Below are 16,150 nucleotides of genomic sequence, written 5' to 3' on the forward strand. Positions count from 1 at the left end.
CTATGTGAGAACCGACAGCATGTACAAACTCGAAATCCAGGATCTGCATAAACGCTACGGCAGCCATGAAGTGCTCAAGGGCGTCTCCCTGGCCGCCAAGGCCGGCGACGTGATCAGCATCATCGGCTCCAGCGGTTCGGGCAAAAGTACTTTCCTGCGCTGCATCAACCTGCTGGAGCAGCCGCACGCCGGCAAGATCCTGCTGAACAACGAAGAGCTCAAGCTGGTGCCGAACAAGGACGGCGCGCTCAAGGCCGCCGATCCCAAGCAGTTGCAGCGCATGCGCTCGCGCCTGTCGATGGTGTTCCAGCACTTCAATCTGTGGTCGCACATGACCGCCCTGGAAAACATCATCGAGGCCCCGGTGCATGTGCTCGGGGTGAGCAAGAAGGAAGCCCTGGAAAAGGCCGAGCACTACCTGGCCAAGGTCGGCGTCGCGCACCGCAAGGACGCTTACCCGGGGCACATGTCCGGTGGCGAGCAGCAGCGCGTGGCGATCGCCCGGGCGCTGGCGATGGAGCCGGAAGTGATGCTGTTCGACGAGCCGACCTCGGCTCTGGACCCGGAACTGGTGGGTGACGTGCTCAAGGTCATGCAGTCGCTGGCCCAGGAAGGCCGCACCATGGTGGTGGTGACCCACGAGATGGGCTTCGCCCGCGAGGTTTCCAACCAGCTGGTGTTCCTCCACAAGGGGCTGGTGGAAGAGGCTGGCAACCCGCGCGAAGTGCTGGTCAATCCGCAGTCGGAGCGTCTGCAGCAGTTCCTCTCCGGCAGCCTGAAATAAGTCGGCATGCTTCAAGGCTGCCGCTTTGCACCAAAATAGGTCATGCTGCGCCGCCCGCGCAGCGTGCACCACGCATCACTCGGCTCGTCTACCCTGACGGGCAGCAGACTCACTTCAGGTTTCGGACTACACCCCATGACCACCCAGCGAATCGGTTTTCTCATCTGGCCCAGCACCAAGGCTCTGACCCTGGCGCTTGCGGAAGAGGTATTGCGGGTAGCGCAGAAGGTCCACCCGGAAGTGGCCTATGAGCTGGTATTCCTCCAGGCCGAGGCGCCGGTCGAGGGTGACTGGCGCTTGCCGGGCGAGCCGTGGACAGGGCGTCTGGAAAATTGCCAGAAGCTGTTCCTGCTCGCCGATGAGCCGCCGCTGGCGGTCGGCGCGGCGCTGGGCGCGGCGCTCAAGCAACTGGTGCGTTCCGGTTGCGTGGTTGGCGGGTTGTCGGCGGGGGTTTATCCGCTGGCGCAACTGGGACTGCTGGACGGCTACCGGGCCGCGGTGCACTGGCGCTGGCAGGATGATTTCGCCGAGCGCTTCCCCAAGGTCATCGCCACCAGCCATCTGTTCGACTGGGACCGCGATCGCCTGACCGCCTGCGGCGGCATGTCGGTGGTCGACCTGCTGTTGGCGGTACTGGCGCGGGACCACGGTGCCGAGCTGGCGGGGGCGGTGTCCGAGGAGTTGGTGGTCGAACGCATCCGCGAGGGCGGCGAGCGCCAGCGCATTCCGCTGCAGAATCGCCTTGGCTCCAGTCATCCGAAGCTGACCCAGGCCGTGCTGCTGATGGAAGCCAATATCGAAGAGCCGCTGACCACCGACGAGATCGCCCAGCATGTCTGTGTCTCGCGCCGGCAGCTGGAGCGGATCTTCAAGCAGTACCTGAACCGGGTGCCGAGCCAGTACTACCTGGAGCTGCGCCTGAACAAGGCGCGGCAGATGCTGATGCAGACCAGCAAGTCGATCATCCAGATCGGGCTGTCCTGCGGCTTCTCTTCCGGCCCGCATTTCTCCAGTGCCTACCGCAACTTCTTCGGCGCGACGCCGCGGGAAGATCGCAACCAGCGGCGCAGCAGCTCGCCGTTCGAATTGTCTTCCGTGCCCGCCGAGCGCGGCTGATCTTGCGGCGCGGCCTCCTCGTAGGAGCGAGGCTTGCCCGCGAAGGACCGCGCAGCGGTCCCAGGCCTCAGTTTCGTCGCACGACAAGCCAGCACCTACAGAGTTTTCATGGCTGGTGACCCGGCGGTCAGGCAGTGCGAATTTCCTTCCTTCCCAAACCCTTAGATTCTCCCCGCCAACCCCTCGCTCCGTTTAAACTGCGCCTTTGCGACCCTATTTGTCGCATTGCCGAAAGCCTTGGCAAAACAGGGTTTGGCGCTATAAGAAGTTGTCGCTTGGCGGCAAGGCCAGGCGTTCATCTCTCCTTACAATCCCCCCATCGCTCGCCAGTTCCAGGCAGGCGTTCCTCTTCAGGAGACTCCGATGTCCGTTGAGCAAGCTCCGGTGCAACGCGCCGATTTCGACCAGGTAATGGTTCCCAACTATGCGCCAGCCGCCTTCATTCCCGTGCGTGGCGCCGGATCCCGAGTCTGGGACCAGTCGGGCCGCGAGCTGATCGATTTCGCCGGCGGCATCGCCGTTAACGTCCTGGGGCATGCCCACCCGGCACTGGTCAGCGCGCTGACCGAGCAGGCCAACAAGCTGTGGCATGTGTCCAACGTCTTCACCAACGAGCCGGCGCTGCAACTGGCCCGCAAGCTGGTCGACGCGACCTTCGCCGACCGTGCGTTCTTCTGCAACTCCGGCGCCGAGGCCAACGAGGCTGCGTTCAAGCTGGCCCGTCGCGTTGCTCACGACCGCTTCGGTCCGGAGAAGAACGAGATCATCGCCACCGTCAACAGCTTCCACGGTCGTACCCTGTTCACCGTGAGCGTCGGCGGCCAGCCGAAGTACTCCGATGGCTTCGGGCCGAAGATCACCGGTATCAGCCATGTGCCGTACAACGACCTGGAAGCGCTGAAAGCACAGATCTCCGACAAGACCTGCGCCGTGGTGATCGAGCCGATCCAGGGCGAGAGCGGTGTGGTCCCGGCCGACAAGGCCTACCTGGAAGGCGCCCGCGCCCTGTGCGACCAGCACAACGCGCTGCTGATCTTCGACGAAGTGCAGACCGGCGTCGGCCGTACCGGCCACCTCTATGCCTACCAGCACTACGGCGTGACCCCGGACATCCTCTCCAGCGCCAAGAGCCTGGGCGGCGGTTTCCCGATCGGCGCGATCCTCACCACCAGCGACCTGGCCAAGCACCTGGCCGTCGGCACCCACGGCACCACCTACGGCGGCAACCCGCTGGCCTGCGCCGTCGCCAACGCCGTGCTGGACATCGTCAACACTCCTGAAGTGCTGGCCGGCGTCAAGGCCAAGCACGAGCGCTTCAAGGCGCGGCTGGAACAGATCGGCAAGAAGTACGACCTGTTCAGCCAGGTTCGCGGCATGGGCCTGCTGATCGGTTGCGTGCTGACCGAACAGTGGAAAGGCAAGGCCAAGGACGTGTTCAACGCCGCCGAGCAGGAAGGCCTGATGGTCCTCCAGGCCGGCCCGGATGTGGTGCGTTTCGCCCCGAGCCTGGTGGTCGAGGATGCCGACATCGACGAAGGTCTGGACCGCTTCGAGCGCGCCGCCGCCAAGCTGACCCAGGCCTGATCCGCCCCCGCAGGACCGTCGCTGGCCGGCCTCCGGCCAGCGAACCGATTTCCCGTGGCCTGTGCCCGTTGCGCACACGCCGCTTTTTTTGCGCCGACGGATGTCGGCCCGTAGACCCGAAAGGAGTGACACCATGCTGGTGATGCGCCCCGCGCAAATGGCTGACCTGGATGAAGTACAGCGTCTGGCTGCGGACAGTCCCATTGGTGTCACGTCCCTGCCGGATGATGCCGGTCGCCTGAGCGACAAGATCGCCGCCTCGGAAACTTCGTTCGCCGCCGAAGTCAGTTTCAACGGCGAGGAGAGCTATTTCTTCGTGCTCGAAGACCTGAGCACCGGCAAGCTGGTCGGTTGTTCGGCCATCGTCGCTTCCGCCGGCTATTCCGAGCCGTTCTACAGCTTCCGCAACGAAACCTTCGTGCATGCGTCCCGCGAGCTGAAGATCCACAACAAGATCCATGTGCTCTCGCAGTGCCATGACCTCACCGGCAACAGCCTGCTGACCAGTTTCTATGTGCTGCCGGAGCTGGTGAACAGCGGCTGGGCCGAGTTGAACTCCCGCGGCCGCCTGCTGTTCATGGCCGCCCACCCCGAGCGTTTCGCCGAGTCGGTGGTCACCGAGATCGTCGGCTACAGCGACGAGAGCGGCGATTCGCCGTTCTGGGACGCCATCGGGCGCAACTTCTTCGATCTCAACTACGCCGAGGCGGAACGCCTGTGCGGCCTGAAGAGCCGTACCTTCCTCGCCGAGCTGATGCCGCACTACCCGATCTACGTGCCGCTGCTGCCGGACGCCGCGCAGGAAGCCATGGGCCAGGTGCATCCGCGAGCGCAGATCACCTTCGACATCCTCATGCGCGAAGGCTTCGAGACCGATCACTACATCGATATTTTCGACGGCGGCCCGACCCTGCATGCGCGGGTTTCCGGCATCCGTTCGATCGCCCAGAGCCGGGTCGTACCGGTCAGGCTGCAGGAGCAACCGAGCAAGGGCGGCCGTCAGTACCTGGTGTCCAACGGCCAGTTGCAGGATTACCGCGCGGTACTTCTGGAACTGGACTGGGTGCCGGGCAAGCCCGTTCACCTGAGCCAGGAAGCCGTCGAGGCGCTGGGCGTTGGCGAAGGCGCCAGCGTGCGCCTGGTCGCGGTTTGATACTGCGGCTTGATAACAAGAGTTCGGCCGATTTTTGCGGATGCCGTCAGGCATCCGCCCGAGGAGATAGCATGATTGTTCGTCCCGTACGCAGCAGCGACCTTCCAGCGCTGATCGAGCTGGCGCGCAGCACCGGCACCGGCCTGACCACCTTGCCGGCCAACGAGGAACGCCTGGCCCACCGGGTCGGCTGGGCCGAGAAGACCTTTCGCGGCGAAGCCGAGCGCGGCGACGCGGACTACCTGTTCGTGCTGGAGAACGACGACGGTGTGGTCGTCGGCATTTCCGCCATCGCCGGCGCCGTCGGCCTGCGCGAGCCCTGGTACAACTACCGTGTAGGCCTGACCGTCAGTGCCTCCCAGGAACTGAAGATCTACCGGGAAATCCCGACCCTGTTCCTGGCCAACGACCTGACCGGCAACTCCGAGCTGTGCTCGCTGTTCCTGCGGGCCGACAGCCGCACCGGTCTCAACGGCCGCCTGTTGTCCAAGGCGCGGATGCTGTTCATCGCCGAGTTCCCCGACCTGTTCGGCAACAAGATCATCGCCGAGATGCGCGGCATGTCCGACGAGCAGGGCCGTTCGCCGTTCTGGGAAAGCCTGGGCCGGCACTTCTTCAAGATGGAGTTCAGCCAGGCCGACTACCTCACCGGCGTCGGCAACAAGGCCTTCATCGCCGAGCTGATGCCGAAGTTCCCGCTGTACACCTGCTTCCTCTCGGAAGCGGCGCGCAACGTCATCGGGCGTGTCCACAACGACACCGAACCGGCGCTGGCGATGCTCAAGAGCGAGGGCTTCAGCTACCAGGGCTACGTCGACATCTTCGACGCGGGTCCGGCCATCGAATGCGAAACCCGCAAGATTCGCGCGGTACAGGACAGCCAGAACCTGGTCCTGGCCGTCGGCACGCCGGGCGATGACGCCCCGGCCTACATCATTCACAACCGCAAGCGCGAAGACTGCCGCATCGCCGCGGCGCCGGCACGCCTGGCGGCCGGCACCCTGGTGGTCGATCCGCAGACCGCCAAGCGCCTGCGCCTGAGCGCCGGCGACCAGGTGCGCGCCGTTCCGCTGTCCGCTGCCCGGGAGGCCAAATAATGACCACTCACTACATCGCAGGCCAATGGCTGGCCGGCCAGGGTGATGCCCTGCAATCCCTGAATCCGGTGACCCAAGCGGTGATCTGGGAAGGCCGTGGTGCCAACACGGTACAGGTCGAGCAGGCCGTCGCCGCCGCACGCCAGGCATTTCCGGGTTGGGCGCGGCAGTCGCTGGACATGCGTATCGCCGTGCTGGAAGCCTTCGCCGCGCAACTGAAGGCCAATACCGACGCGTTGGCCCACTGCATCGGTGAGGAAACCGGCAAGCCGCTGTGGGAAGCTGCCACCGAAGTGACCAGTATGGTCAACAAGGTCGCCATCTCGGTACAGAGCTACCGCGAGCGTACCGGCGAGAAGAGCGGCCCGCTGGCCGATGCCACCGCCGTGCTGCGGCACAAGCCCCATGGTGTGGTGGCGGTGTTCGGTCCGTACAACTTCCCCGGTCACCTGCCCAACGGCCATATCGTCCCGGCACTGCTGGCGGGTAACGCGGTGGTGTTCAAGCCCAGCGAGCTGACCCCCAAGGTTGCCGAGCTGACCGTCAAGTGCTGGATCGACGCCGGTCTGCCGGCGGGCGTGCTCAACTTGGTGCAGGGCGCGCGGGAAACCGGCGTGGCCCTGGCTGCCAACCCGGGCATCGACGGCCTGTTCTTCACGGGTTCCAGCCGTACCGGCAACCTGCTGCATCAACAGTTCTCCGGGCGCCCGGACAAGATCCTGGCCCTGGAAATGGGTGGCAACAACCCGCTGGTGGTGGACGAGGTCAAGGACCTCGACGCCGCGGTCTACACCATCATCCAGTCCGCCTTCATCTCCGCCGGCCAGCGCTGCACCTGCGCGCGGCGCCTGCTGGTGCCGCAAGGTGCCTGGGGCGATTCGCTGCTGGCGCGGCTGGTGGAGGTCAGCAAGAACATTTCCGTGGGCGCCTTCGACCAGCAGCCACCACCCTTCATGGGCTCGGTCGTGTCTCTGGCTGCCGCCAAGGCGCTGATGGACGCCCAGGCCCATCTGCTGGCCAACGGTGCCAGCGCGCTGCTGGAGATGACCCAGCCGCAGGCCAGTGCCGCGCTGCTGACTCCGGGCATCCTCGATGTCACCGCGGTGGCCGGACGCCCCGATGAAGAATTCTTCGGGCCGCTGCTGCAGGTGATCCGCTACGCCGATTTCCCGGCGGCCATCGCCGAAGCCAACGACACCCAGTACGGCCTCGCCGCCGGCCTGTTGTCGGACTCCCATGCGCGCTACCAGCAGTTCTGGCTGGAAAGCCGCGCCGGTATCGTCAACTGGAACAAGCAACTGACCGGCGCCGCCAGCAGCGCGCCGTTCGGTGGCGTCGGTGCCAGCGGCAACCACCGCGCCAGCGCCTATTACGCGGCGGATTACTGCGCCTACCCGGTGGCCTCGCTGGAGACAGCGAGCCTGGTCCTGCCCGCCACGCTGACGCCCGGCGTCGCCCTATAACAACAGGTTCACGGAGCCTTGACCGATGAAATCGTTTGAAGTGAATTTTGACGGGCTGGTCGGACCAACCCACAACTACGGTGGCCTGTCCTACGGCAACGTAGCCTCGCAGAGCAACAGCCAGCAGGGCTCCAACCCGCGCGAAGCGGCGCGTCAGGGCCTGGCGAAGATGAAGGCCCTGGCCGACATGGGCTTCCAGCAGGGTGTGCTGGCGCCGCAGGAGCGTCCGGATGTGGCCGCGCTGCGTCGCCTGGGCTTCAGCGGCAGCGATGCCGAAGTGATCCAGCGTGCGGCGAAGGACGCCATGCCGCTGCTGGTCGCCAGTTGCTCGGCATCGAGCATGTGGGTGGCCAACGCCGCCACGGTCAGCCCGAGTGCCGATACCGCCGACGGCCGCGTGCATTTCACCGCCGCCAACCTCAACTGCAAGTACCACCGCAGCATCGAGCACCCGACCACCAGCCGTGTGCTGCAGGCGATGTTCGCCGACCAGCAGCGCTTCGCCCACCACGCCGCGCTGCCGGCGGTGGCGCAGTTCGGCGACGAAGGCGCGGCCAACCACACGCGCTTCTGCCGTGCCTACGGCGAGCCGGGCGTGGAGTTCTTCGTGTTCGGTCGCAGTGCCTTCGACACCCGTTATCCGGCGCCGCAGAAATACCCGGCGCGGCAGACCCTGGAAGCCTCGCAGGCCGTGGCTCGTCTGCACGGTCTGACGGACGATGGCGTGGTCTATGCTCAGCAGAATCCGGCGGTGATCGATCAGGGCGTGTTCCACAACGATGTGATCGCGGTGGGTAACGGCGAGGTGCTGTTCTATCACGAAGACGCTTTCCTGGAGACCGAACGGGTCCTGGCCGAACTGAAGGACAAGCTGGCCCGGCGTGGCGGCAACTTCAAGGCCGTCTGCGTACCGCGGGCCCAGGTTTCGGTGGAGGACGCCGTGCGTTCCTACCTGTTCAACAGCCAGCTGCTGTCCCGCGACGACGGTTCCATGCTGTTGATCGTGCCGGAAGAATGCCGCAACAACGAGCGGGTCTGGACCTACCTGAACGGCCTGACCAGCCAGGGCGGCACCATTGCCGAGGTGCGTGTGTTCGACCTCAAGCAGAGCATGCAGAACGGCGGTGGCCCGGCTTGCCTGCGCTTGCGCGTGGCGCTGAACGAAACGGAACTGGCGGCGGTCAATCCAGGGGTTATCATGACCGCCTCGCTGTACGACACCCTGACCCAGTGGGTCGACCGGCACTACCGCGATCGCCTGAGCGAAAGCGACCTGGCCGATCCGCAGCTGCTGGTGGAGTGCCGCACGGCGCTGGATGAACTGACCCGGATCCTCAAGCTGGGCTCGGTCTATCCGTTCCAACTCAACCCCTGAAAGAGACCCGAACATGTCCGACGCCCTGCAACTGATCCTTGAAGACGAAGATGGTAACCAGCGTGAAGTGTCCAGCAGCCGCTTTGCGGTGATCTGGCAGGGCAAGGAAGTGTGGATCCAGCAGGACGGTCGCGGTCAGTTGCTGATCGGCGTCGACGTCGAGGAAGGCGACACCGAATACGCCAACCTGCTGCTGCGCCCGCTGGCGACCAACCTGGTCAGCCTGCAACTGGAAATGGAGCCGGCGGACGCCGGCGACGATGACGATCACGTCCACGGTCCCGATTGCGGACATCATCACTAAGGAACGACACCATGCTCGCCCTCGGCAAACTCCTTGATCTGACCCTGGCCGGTCGCGAACCGGCCGAGAAGACCCAGACGACAGTTCAAGGCGTGCGTTTGCGCTGGTTGGCCGAGGGCGCGCTGGAAGTCCGTCCGCCGGAAGCGCGGGACAGCGGCCTGGACATTCTTCTGTCCGCGGGTATCCATGGCAACGAAACCGCGCCGATCGAGCTGCTCGATGACCTGCTGGGGCGCATCGCCAAGGGCGAAGTCCAGCCACGGGCGCGGATCCTGTTCCTGTTCGGCAATCCCGAGGCGATCCGTCGCGGCGAGCGTTACCTCGAGCAGGACGTCAATCGCCTGTTCAATGGCCGTCATGAGTTGACCAGCGGTTCGGAAGCCTTGCGCGCCGGCGACCTGGAGCATCTGGCAGCGACCTTCTTCAGCGTGCCGGGGCGCACCCGGCTGCATTACGACCTGCACACCGCCATTCGCGGGTCGAAGATCGAGCAGTTCGCGCTCTACCCTTATAAAGAGGGGCGCCAGCATTCCCGTCGCGAACTGGCCCGCCTGCGTGCCGCCGGCATGGAAGCGGTACTGCTGCAGAGCAAGACCTCGATCACCTTCACCGCCTACACCTACGAAAAGCTGGAGGCCGAGTCCTTCACCCTGGAGCTGGGCAAGGCGCGGCCGTTCGGGCAGAACCAGCAGGTCAACCTGGAGCGTCTGGAAGCGCGGCTGATCCAGATCATCGAGGGCACCGAGCCGGAACACGCAGGTGAACTCGACGGCCTGCAACTGTTCAGCGTCGCCCGCGAAATCATCAAGCACAGCGACGCTTTCCACCTGCACCTGCCGGCGGATATCGAGAACTTCTCGGAGTTGTCCCGCGGTTACCTGCTGGCGGAGGATCTGGCGGATACGCGCTGGATCGTCGAGGAGGAGGGGGCGCGGATCATCTTCCCCAATCCCAAGGTGAAGAACGGGCTGCGGGCGGGGATCCTGATCGTCCCGGCCTCGACTGAGGGCTTGGGCGTTTAGGGACTGCTTTGCAGCCGCACATCCCCCGTAGGAGCGTGGCTTGCCCGCGAAGGGACCGCAAAGCGGTCCCCCAGGATCACTCTGTCAGACCGCCACTTTCTGCGGCACTTCATTGCGCCGCAACGCGCGCAGTTTCAGCAGCGTATCGGCACAGGTATTCGCCGCCTCCTGGCCCTTCAGCACGAAATGCTCGTAGAAGAACTTCTGGTGCTCGTCACCGGCATGGAAGTGATGCGGGGTCAGTACCACCGAGAACACCGGTACTTCGGTTTCCAGCTGCACCTGCATCAGCCCATTGATCACCGCCTGGGCGACGAACTCATGACGGTACAGGCCGCCATCCACCACCAGGCCGGCGGCGACGATGGCGCCGTAGCGGCCGCCACGGGCCAGCAGCTTGGCGTGCAGCGGGATCTCGAATGCGCCACCGACCTCGAAGAAATCAATATCACCGGCCTGATAGCCATGCTTGGCCATCTCCTCGACGAAACCTTTCTTGCTCTGATCGACAATATCCTTGTGCCAGCAGGCTTGTACGAAAGCGATGCGCTCGTTGCCGTGGCCGATTGGGGTTGCTTGCATTGAAACGGACTCCTGTTTGCATGAGAAACAGGGCAACTGGATCGAAGGGGATGGGTCGCCGCGGACTTGTTGCGGACGAACGGACACAACAGTGCCTATCCCGTTCTCTCTTTATCCGGACTGTGACCGTCGGCCCCGGAATCACACCGGGTCTGCTGACCTTGCAGGCGCGTGCCTGCAAGCGCTCGCGGGCTATGCGCATTGCGCGCAATTACCGCCGGTGGGGAATTGCACCCCGCCCTGAGAACGTTGCCATCACGGGTGATGGCGGCGCTTTTTGTAACATAGTTTCCGACGGAACGTATAGCCTGCTAACTAAATAGACCCGATTAACATGCATTTCATCCTGAATGCGTGTCAGCAGCGTATAAAAGCCACTACACCTGCCAGTCAGGCTAGCTATAATGCGGCCCTTTGCCGTCGTTTTCGTCATTTGACGCGCACTTTTGCCTCAGGCCGCCGTTTCCGTGGAAGAACCTATGAAAAGCGCAGAAATCCGTGAAGCCTTCCTTCGATTCTTCGAAGAGCAGGGACACACCCGAGTCGCCTCCAGCTCCCTGATTCCGGGCAACGACCCGACCCTGCTGTTCACCAACGCCGGCATGAACCAGTTCAAGGACTGCTTCCTCGGCCAGGAAAAGCGCGCCTACACCCGTGCCGTGAGCAGCCAGAAGTGCGTGCGTGCCGGCGGCAAGCACAACGACCTGGAAAACGTCGGCTACACCGCGCGTCACCACACCTTCTTCGAGATGCTGGGCAACTTCAGTTTCGGCGACTACTTCAAGCGTGACGCCATCACCTTCGCCTGGACCTTCCTGACTTCGGAAAAGTGGCTGAACCTGCCGAAGGAAAAGCTCTGGGTCACCGTCTACGCGACCGATGACGAAGCCTACGACATCTGGACCAAGGAAGTCGGCGTGCCGGCCGAGCGCATGGTCCGCATCGGCGACAACAAGGGCGCGCCGTACGCCTCCGACAACTTCTGGACCATGGGCGACACCGGTCCGTGCGGCCCGTGCACCGAGATCTTCTACGACCACGGTGCCGACATCTGGGGTGGCCCGCCCGGCTCGCCGGAAGAAGACGGCGATCGCTACATCGAGATCTGGAACAACGTCTTCATGCAGTTCAACCGCACCGCGGACGGCGTTCTGCACCCGCTGCCAGCGCCGTCGGTGGACACCGGCATGGGCCTGGAGCGGATCAGCGCGGTGCTGCAGCACGTGCACTCGAACTACGAGATCGACCTGTTCCAGAGCCTGCTGGTCGCTTCGGCCAAGGCCATCGGCTGCACCGACGAAGGCCAGCCTTCGCTGAAAGTGGTGGCTGACCACATCCGTTCCTGCGGCTTCCTGATCGCCGACGGCGTGGTGCCGTCCAACGAAGGTCGTGGCTACGTGCTGCGCCGCATCATTCGCCGCGCCTGCCGTCACGGCAACAAGCTGGGTGCCAAGGGCAGCTTCTTCTATCAGATCGTCGCCGCCCTGGTGGCCGAGATGGGCGAAGCCTTCCCTGAGCTGAAGGCCCAGCAGGCGCACATCGAGCGCGTGCTGAAAACCGAGGAAGAGCAGTTCGCCAAGACCCTGGAGCAGGGCCTGAAGATCCTCGAACAGGACCTGGTCGACCTGCAAGGCAACGTCATCCCGGGCGAAGTGGTGTTCAAGCTGTACGACACCTACGGCTTCCCGATGGACCTGACCGCCGACATCGCCCGCGAGCGCGAGCTGAGCATCGACGAAGCCGGCTTCGAGCGTGAAATGGAAGCGCAACGCGAGCGCGCCCGTTCCGCCAGCGCTTTCGGCCTGGACTACAACAGCCTGGTCAAGGTCGACATGGACACCGAGTTCACCGGCTACAGCACCACCGAAGGCAGCGCCAGGATCGTCGCCCTGTACAAGGACGGCCAGTCCGTCGAGCAACTGGGTGAAGGCGAGGAGGGCGTGGTCATCCTCGATCGCACGCCGTTCTACGCCGAATCCGGCGGCCAGATCGGCGACACCGGCTACCTGCAGGCCGGCGCCGCGCGCTTCGACGTGCGCGACACCACCAAGACCGGTGGTGCCTTCCTGCACCACGGCGTGATCGCCAGCGGCAACCTGAGCGTCGGTGCCCAGGTCGAGGCCAAGGTCGATGCCGACGTGCAGCACGCCACCTCGCTCAACCACTCCGCCACCCACCTGCTGCATGCCGCGCTGCGTCAGGTGCTCGGTGAGCACGTACAACAGAAAGGCTCGTTGGTGAACAGCCAGCGCCTGCGCTTCGACTTCAGCCACCCGGAAGCGGTCAAGCCAGAGCAGATCAAGGCCCTGGAAGAGATCGTCAACCGCGAAGTGCGCAAGAACTCCGAGGTTCGGACCGAAGAGACCGATATCGACACCGCGAAGCAGAAGGGCGCCATGGCGCTGTTCGGCGAGAAGTACGGCGACAGCGTGCGCGTGCTGAGCATGGGTGGCGACTTCTCGGTCGAGCTGTGCGGCGGTATCCACGCCAAGCGCACCGGTGATATCGGCCTGCTCAAGATCGTCAGCGAAGGTGGCGTGGCATCCGGTGTGCGTCGTATCGAAGCGGTCACCGGCGCGGCTGCCCTGGCTTACCTGAACGCTGCCGAAGAGCAGCTGAAGGAAGCCGCGCAACTGGTCAAAGGCAGTCGCGACAACCTGATCGACAAGCTGTCGGCGGTGCTCGAACGCAACCGCCAGCTGGAAAAGCAACTGGAGCAGTTGCAGGCCAAGGCCGCCAGTGCCGCCGGTGACGACCTGGCCAACAGCGCCGTGGACGTCAAGGGCGTCAAGGTGCTGGCCGCGCGTCTCGATGGTCAGGACGGCAAGGCCCTGCTGGCCCTGGTCGATCAATTGAAGAACAAGCTCGGCCGCGCAGTGATCCTGCTCGGCAGTGTCCACGAAGAGAAGGTCGTACTGGTCGCTGGCGTGACCAAGGACCTCACCGGTCAACTCAAAGCCGGGGATTTGATGAAGCAAGCCGCTGCGGCGGTGGGCGGCAAGGGCGGTGGTCGTCCGGACATGGCGCAAGGCGGTGGCGTGGACGCCGCGGCGCTGGACGGTGCACTGGCCCTGACCGTGCCTTTCGTAGAGCAGGGTGTCTGAGGCGCCGACGGCCCGTCGTCTAGTGACGGGCCGTCGGCGTTGTGTTTTGTTTATTGGGTGCCCTTCACGGGCTGAGGCGGCTTTGAAATGGCGTTGATCGTACAGAAATTTGGCGGTACCTCGGTCGGCACAATCGAGCGAATCGAGCAGGTTGCCGAAAAGGTCAAGAAATTCCGCGAAGCTGGCGATGACCTGGTGGTTGTGCTGTCGGCGATGAGCGGCGAAACCAACCGCCTGATCGACCTTGCCAAGCAGATCAGCGATCAGCCGGTTCCGCGTGAACTGGATGTGATCGTCTCCACCGGCGAGCAGGTGACCATCGCCTTGCTCGCCATGGCGCTGATCAAGCGTGGTATTCCGGCGGTGTCCTACACCGGCAACCAGGTGCGGATCCTCACCGACAGCGCGCACAACAAGGCGCGCATCCTGCAAATCGACGACCAGAAGATCCGTGGCGACCTCAAGGCCGGCCGCGTGGTCGTGGTCGCGGGTTTCCAGGGCGTCGACGAGCAAGGCAACATCACCACCCTCGGTCGCGGTGGCTCCGACACCACTGGCGTGGCCCTGGCGGCGGCCCTGAAGGCCGACGAGTGCCAGATCTACACTGATGTGGACGGTGTCTACACCACCGACCCGCGCGTGGTGTCCCAGGCCCAGCGCCTGGACAAGATCACCTTCGAAGAGATGCTGGAAATGGCCAGCCTCGGTTCCAAGGTCCTGCAGATCCGTGCCGTCGAGTTCGCCGGCAAGTACAACGTTCCGCTGCGCGTGCTGCACAGCTTCCAGGAGGGTCCGGGTACCCTCATTACCATTGATGAAGAGGAATCCATGGAACAGCCGATCATTTCCGGCATCGCCTTCAACCGCGATGAAGCCAAGCTGACCATCCGTGGCGTACCGGACACCCCGGGCGTGGCTTTCAAGATCCTCGGCCCGATCAGCGCCGCGAACATCGAAGTCGACATGATCGTGCAGAACGTTTCGCACGATAACACCACCGACTTCACCTTCACCGTGCACCGCAACGACTACGCCAAGGCGCAGCAGGTGCTGGAAAACACCGCCAGCGAAATCGGCGCCCGTGAAGTGATCGGCGACACCAAGATCGCCAAGGTCTCGATCGTCGGTGTCGGCATGCGCTCTCACGCGGGCGTGGCGAGCCGCATGTTCGAAGCCCTGGCCAAGGAGAGCATCAACATCCAGATGATCTCCACCTCCGAGATCAAGGTCTCCGTGGTCATCGAAGAGAAATACCTGGAACTGGCTGTACGCGCTCTGCATACCGCCTTCGAGCTGGACGCTCCGGCCCGTCAGGGCGAGTAAGCGTTGTCCCCTGGGGTGCGGTCTGCCGCACCCTTCTTTATTCGACCGCTGCGGCGCCCGCCATATCGGTCATGCTGGTCAATACTGAGTTACAGCTCGACAACCGTCCTGGTTGCGGGTCGCAAGCCTCCTTTATTTACAGACTGTTGTCCCTGAACTGAATCCCGTGAGGAAAAACGTATGCTGATTCTGACTCGTCGGTGTGCCGAAAGCCTGATCATTGGCGATGGCGAAATCACCGTGACCGTGCTCGGCGTCAAAGGAAACCAGGTGCGCATCGGTGTGAACGCCCCCAAGGAAGTGGCCGTACACCGTGAAGAAATCTACCTTCGGATCAAGAAAGAGAAGGACGAAGAACCAAGCCATTAATTTTTATCGTTTTTTTTTCAAAAAAGAGTTTGCAAACGGGGAAGGGTCTGGTTATTATACGCCCCGTGTTGCGGAGAGGTGGCCGAGTGGCCGAAGGCGCTCCCCTGCTAAGGGAGTATACCTCACAAGGGTATCGGGGGTTCGAATCCCCCCTTCTCCGCCATTATTCATGTAGGGCGCTGTAATCTGGCATGAATCACTAAGTAGTTGAAAATAAACGAAAAAGTGATTGCCAAAACGATTTAGCGAACTATAATGCGCGGCTTCAAATGCACTCGTAGCTCAGCTGGATAGAGTACTCGGCTACGAACCGAGCGGTCACAGGTTCGAATCCTGTCGAGTGCACCATACGAAGAAGCAAGTTTCATTGAAAGTTGCTTCGGTTTCAACCAGAGGTGATCTGGTCCATCAAGTACCAACCCTGCACTCGTAGCTCAGCTGGATAGAGTACTCGGCTACGAACCGAGCGGTCACAGGTTCGAATCCTGTCGAGTGCACCATAATCCAAGAAGCCGTTTCCTCTGGAAGTTGTTTCGGATACACCAGAGGTGATCTGGTTCATCAAGCGCCAACCTTGCACTCGTAGCTCAGCTGGATAGAGTACTCGGCTACGAACCGAGCGGTCACAGGTTCGAATCCTGTCGAGTGCACCATAAGATGAAAAGCCCGCCTTCATGGCGGGCTTTTTTTTTCTGCGATTCGTTGATCCCGATAAATGAATTGTCATTCAGACATCGACTGCGCGTGCTAGTTTTTCAAAGGCGCATGTGCTCTTTTCCGGGCGCTGGCCGTCGCATTGATGGATACGGCAGTTTGCCTGTGTAACGTTCGCAAACGATTGTTTTCACCGATATTTTCAGCCCCTGGCAGCGCA

13 protein-coding genes, 4 tRNA genes and 1 riboswitch are annotated in these 16,150 nt (G+C 63.2%); of the genes, 16 read left to right on the forward strand and 1 reads right to left on the reverse strand.

What is annotated here, in order from left to right; translation table 11 throughout:
• Positions 1 to 19: 19 nt before the first annotated feature.
• From CHB99_RS09405 to astE, 9 genes are all read left to right on the forward strand, one after another.
• Positions 20 to 784: an ABC transporter ATP-binding protein gene (locus tag CHB99_RS09405; RefSeq protein ID WP_042124478.1), complete on the forward strand. Its 765-nt coding sequence runs from the start codon at positions 20 to 22 to the stop codon at positions 782 to 784.
• A 135-nt stretch (positions 785 to 919) separates the two neighbouring features.
• Complete coding sequence (gene argR, locus CHB99_RS09410) at positions 920 to 1,900, forward strand: transcriptional regulator ArgR (protein ID WP_042124480.1); 981 nt, start codon at positions 920 to 922, stop codon at positions 1,898 to 1,900.
• A gap of 363 nt (positions 1,901 to 2,263) precedes the next feature.
• Positions 2,264 to 3,484 (forward strand): aspartate aminotransferase family protein, encoded by a 1,221-nt coding sequence (locus tag CHB99_RS09415; protein ID WP_042124482.1) that lies wholly within the window; start codon positions 2,264 to 2,266, stop codon positions 3,482 to 3,484.
• Between the two features lie 133 nt (positions 3,485 to 3,617).
• Positions 3,618 to 4,637 (forward strand): arginine/ornithine succinyltransferase subunit alpha, encoded by a 1,020-nt coding sequence (gene aruF, locus CHB99_RS09420; RefSeq protein WP_042124485.1) that lies wholly within the window; start codon positions 3,618 to 3,620, stop codon positions 4,635 to 4,637.
• Between the two features lie 71 nt (positions 4,638 to 4,708).
• Positions 4,709 to 5,734: an arginine N-succinyltransferase gene (gene astA / locus CHB99_RS09425; protein ID WP_042124487.1), complete on the forward strand. Its 1,026-nt coding sequence runs from the start codon at positions 4,709 to 4,711 to the stop codon at positions 5,732 to 5,734.
• On the forward strand, positions 5,731 to 7,197 hold the full coding sequence (gene astD, locus CHB99_RS09430; protein ID WP_170946374.1) for a succinylglutamate-semialdehyde dehydrogenase: 1,467 nt from the start codon (positions 5,731 to 5,733) through the stop codon (positions 7,195 to 7,197). The genes astA and astD overlap by 4 nt, the downstream gene beginning before the upstream one ends.
• Before the next feature lie 25 nt (positions 7,198 to 7,222).
• The gene (gene astB / locus CHB99_RS09435) at positions 7,223 to 8,572 is read left to right on the forward strand and encodes an N-succinylarginine dihydrolase (RefSeq protein ID WP_042124490.1); all 1,350 of its coding nucleotides are present in this window, start codon (positions 7,223 to 7,225) and stop codon (positions 8,570 to 8,572) included.
• A gap of 13 nt (positions 8,573 to 8,585) precedes the next feature.
• The gene (locus tag CHB99_RS09440) at positions 8,586 to 8,876 is read left to right on the forward strand and encodes a topoisomerase II (RefSeq protein WP_042124493.1); all 291 of its coding nucleotides are present in this window, start codon (positions 8,586 to 8,588) and stop codon (positions 8,874 to 8,876) included.
• An 11-nt stretch (positions 8,877 to 8,887) separates the two neighbouring features.
• Positions 8,888 to 9,898 (forward strand): succinylglutamate desuccinylase, encoded by a 1,011-nt coding sequence (gene astE, locus CHB99_RS09445; protein ID WP_042124495.1) that lies wholly within the window; start codon positions 8,888 to 8,890, stop codon positions 9,896 to 9,898.
• Positions 9,899 to 9,982: 84 nt separating this feature from the next.
• Here the strand turns inward: astE and CHB99_RS09450 are convergent, their stop codons facing one another.
• Positions 9,983 to 10,480 (reverse strand): 6,7-dimethyl-8-ribityllumazine synthase, encoded by a 498-nt coding sequence (locus tag CHB99_RS09450; protein WP_042124497.1) that lies wholly within the window; start codon positions 10,478 to 10,480, stop codon positions 9,983 to 9,985.
• A gap of 98 nt (positions 10,481 to 10,578) precedes the next feature.
• Positions 10,579 to 10,732, reverse strand: a riboswitch (FMN riboswitch).
• Positions 10,733 to 10,959: 227 nt separating this feature from the next.
• On the opposite strand from CHB99_RS09450, the gene alaS reads away from it, so the two are divergent.
• The 7 genes from alaS to CHB99_RS09485 all read left to right on the forward strand — a co-directional run bounded on the left by alaS (position 10,960) and on the right by CHB99_RS09485 (position 15,929).
• The gene (gene alaS, locus CHB99_RS09455) at positions 10,960 to 13,584 is read left to right on the forward strand and encodes an alanine--tRNA ligase (protein WP_042124499.1); all 2,625 of its coding nucleotides are present in this window, start codon (positions 10,960 to 10,962) and stop codon (positions 13,582 to 13,584) included.
• A gap of 87 nt (positions 13,585 to 13,671) precedes the next feature.
• Positions 13,672 to 14,907 (forward strand): aspartate kinase, encoded by a 1,236-nt coding sequence (locus CHB99_RS09460; protein ID WP_042124501.1) that lies wholly within the window; start codon positions 13,672 to 13,674, stop codon positions 14,905 to 14,907.
• Positions 14,908 to 15,087: 180 nt separating this feature from the next.
• Positions 15,088 to 15,276, forward strand: a complete 189-nt coding sequence (gene csrA / locus CHB99_RS09465) for a carbon storage regulator CsrA (protein ID WP_002554426.1) — start codon at positions 15,088 to 15,090, stop codon at positions 15,274 to 15,276.
• A gap of 72 nt (positions 15,277 to 15,348) precedes the next feature.
• A tRNA-Ser gene (locus tag CHB99_RS09470) sits at positions 15,349 to 15,439 on the forward strand.
• A 108-nt stretch (positions 15,440 to 15,547) separates the two neighbouring features.
• Positions 15,548 to 15,624, forward strand: a tRNA-Arg gene (locus CHB99_RS09475).
• A gap of 75 nt (positions 15,625 to 15,699) precedes the next feature.
• Positions 15,700 to 15,776: transfer RNA gene (locus CHB99_RS09480), tRNA-Arg, on the forward strand.
• 76 nt (positions 15,777 to 15,852) lie between these two features.
• Positions 15,853 to 15,929, forward strand: a tRNA-Arg gene (locus CHB99_RS09485).
• Positions 15,930 to 16,150 lie beyond the last annotated feature (221 nt).

This window comes from Pseudomonas japonica (genome assembly GCF_900188455.1).
GTDB lineage: Bacteria > Pseudomonadota > Gammaproteobacteria > Pseudomonadales > Pseudomonadaceae > Aquipseudomonas > Aquipseudomonas japonica.

Bases quoted from the DNA above. Each gene is read 5' to 3' on its own strand.
- CHB99_RS09405 (WP_042124478.1), top strand. From the start codon at position 20: ATGTACAAACTCGAAATCCAGGATCTGCATAAACGCTACGGCAGCCAT.
- argR (WP_042124480.1), top strand. From the start codon at position 920: ATGACCACCCAGCGAATCGGTTTTCTCATCTGGCCCAGCACCAAGGCT.
- CHB99_RS09415 (WP_042124482.1), top strand. From the start codon at position 2,264: ATGTCCGTTGAGCAAGCTCCGGTGCAACGCGCCGATTTCGACCAGGTA.
- aruF (WP_042124485.1), top strand. From the start codon at position 3,618: ATGCTGGTGATGCGCCCCGCGCAAATGGCTGACCTGGATGAAGTACAG.
- astA (WP_042124487.1), top strand. From the start codon at position 4,709: ATGATTGTTCGTCCCGTACGCAGCAGCGACCTTCCAGCGCTGATCGAG.
- astB (WP_042124490.1), top strand. From the start codon at position 7,223: ATGAAATCGTTTGAAGTGAATTTTGACGGGCTGGTCGGACCAACCCAC.
- CHB99_RS09440 (WP_042124493.1), top strand. From the start codon at position 8,586: ATGTCCGACGCCCTGCAACTGATCCTTGAAGACGAAGATGGTAACCAG.
- astE (WP_042124495.1), top strand. From the start codon at position 8,888: ATGCTCGCCCTCGGCAAACTCCTTGATCTGACCCTGGCCGGTCGCGAA.
- CHB99_RS09450 (WP_042124497.1), bottom strand. From the start codon at position 10,480: ATGCAAGCAACCCCAATCGGCCACGGCAACGAGCGCATCGCTTTCGTA.
- alaS (WP_042124499.1), top strand. From the start codon at position 10,960: ATGAAAAGCGCAGAAATCCGTGAAGCCTTCCTTCGATTCTTCGAAGAG.
- CHB99_RS09460 (WP_042124501.1), top strand. From the start codon at position 13,672: ATGGCGTTGATCGTACAGAAATTTGGCGGTACCTCGGTCGGCACAATC.
- csrA (WP_002554426.1), top strand. From the start codon at position 15,088: ATGCTGATTCTGACTCGTCGGTGTGCCGAAAGCCTGATCATTGGCGAT.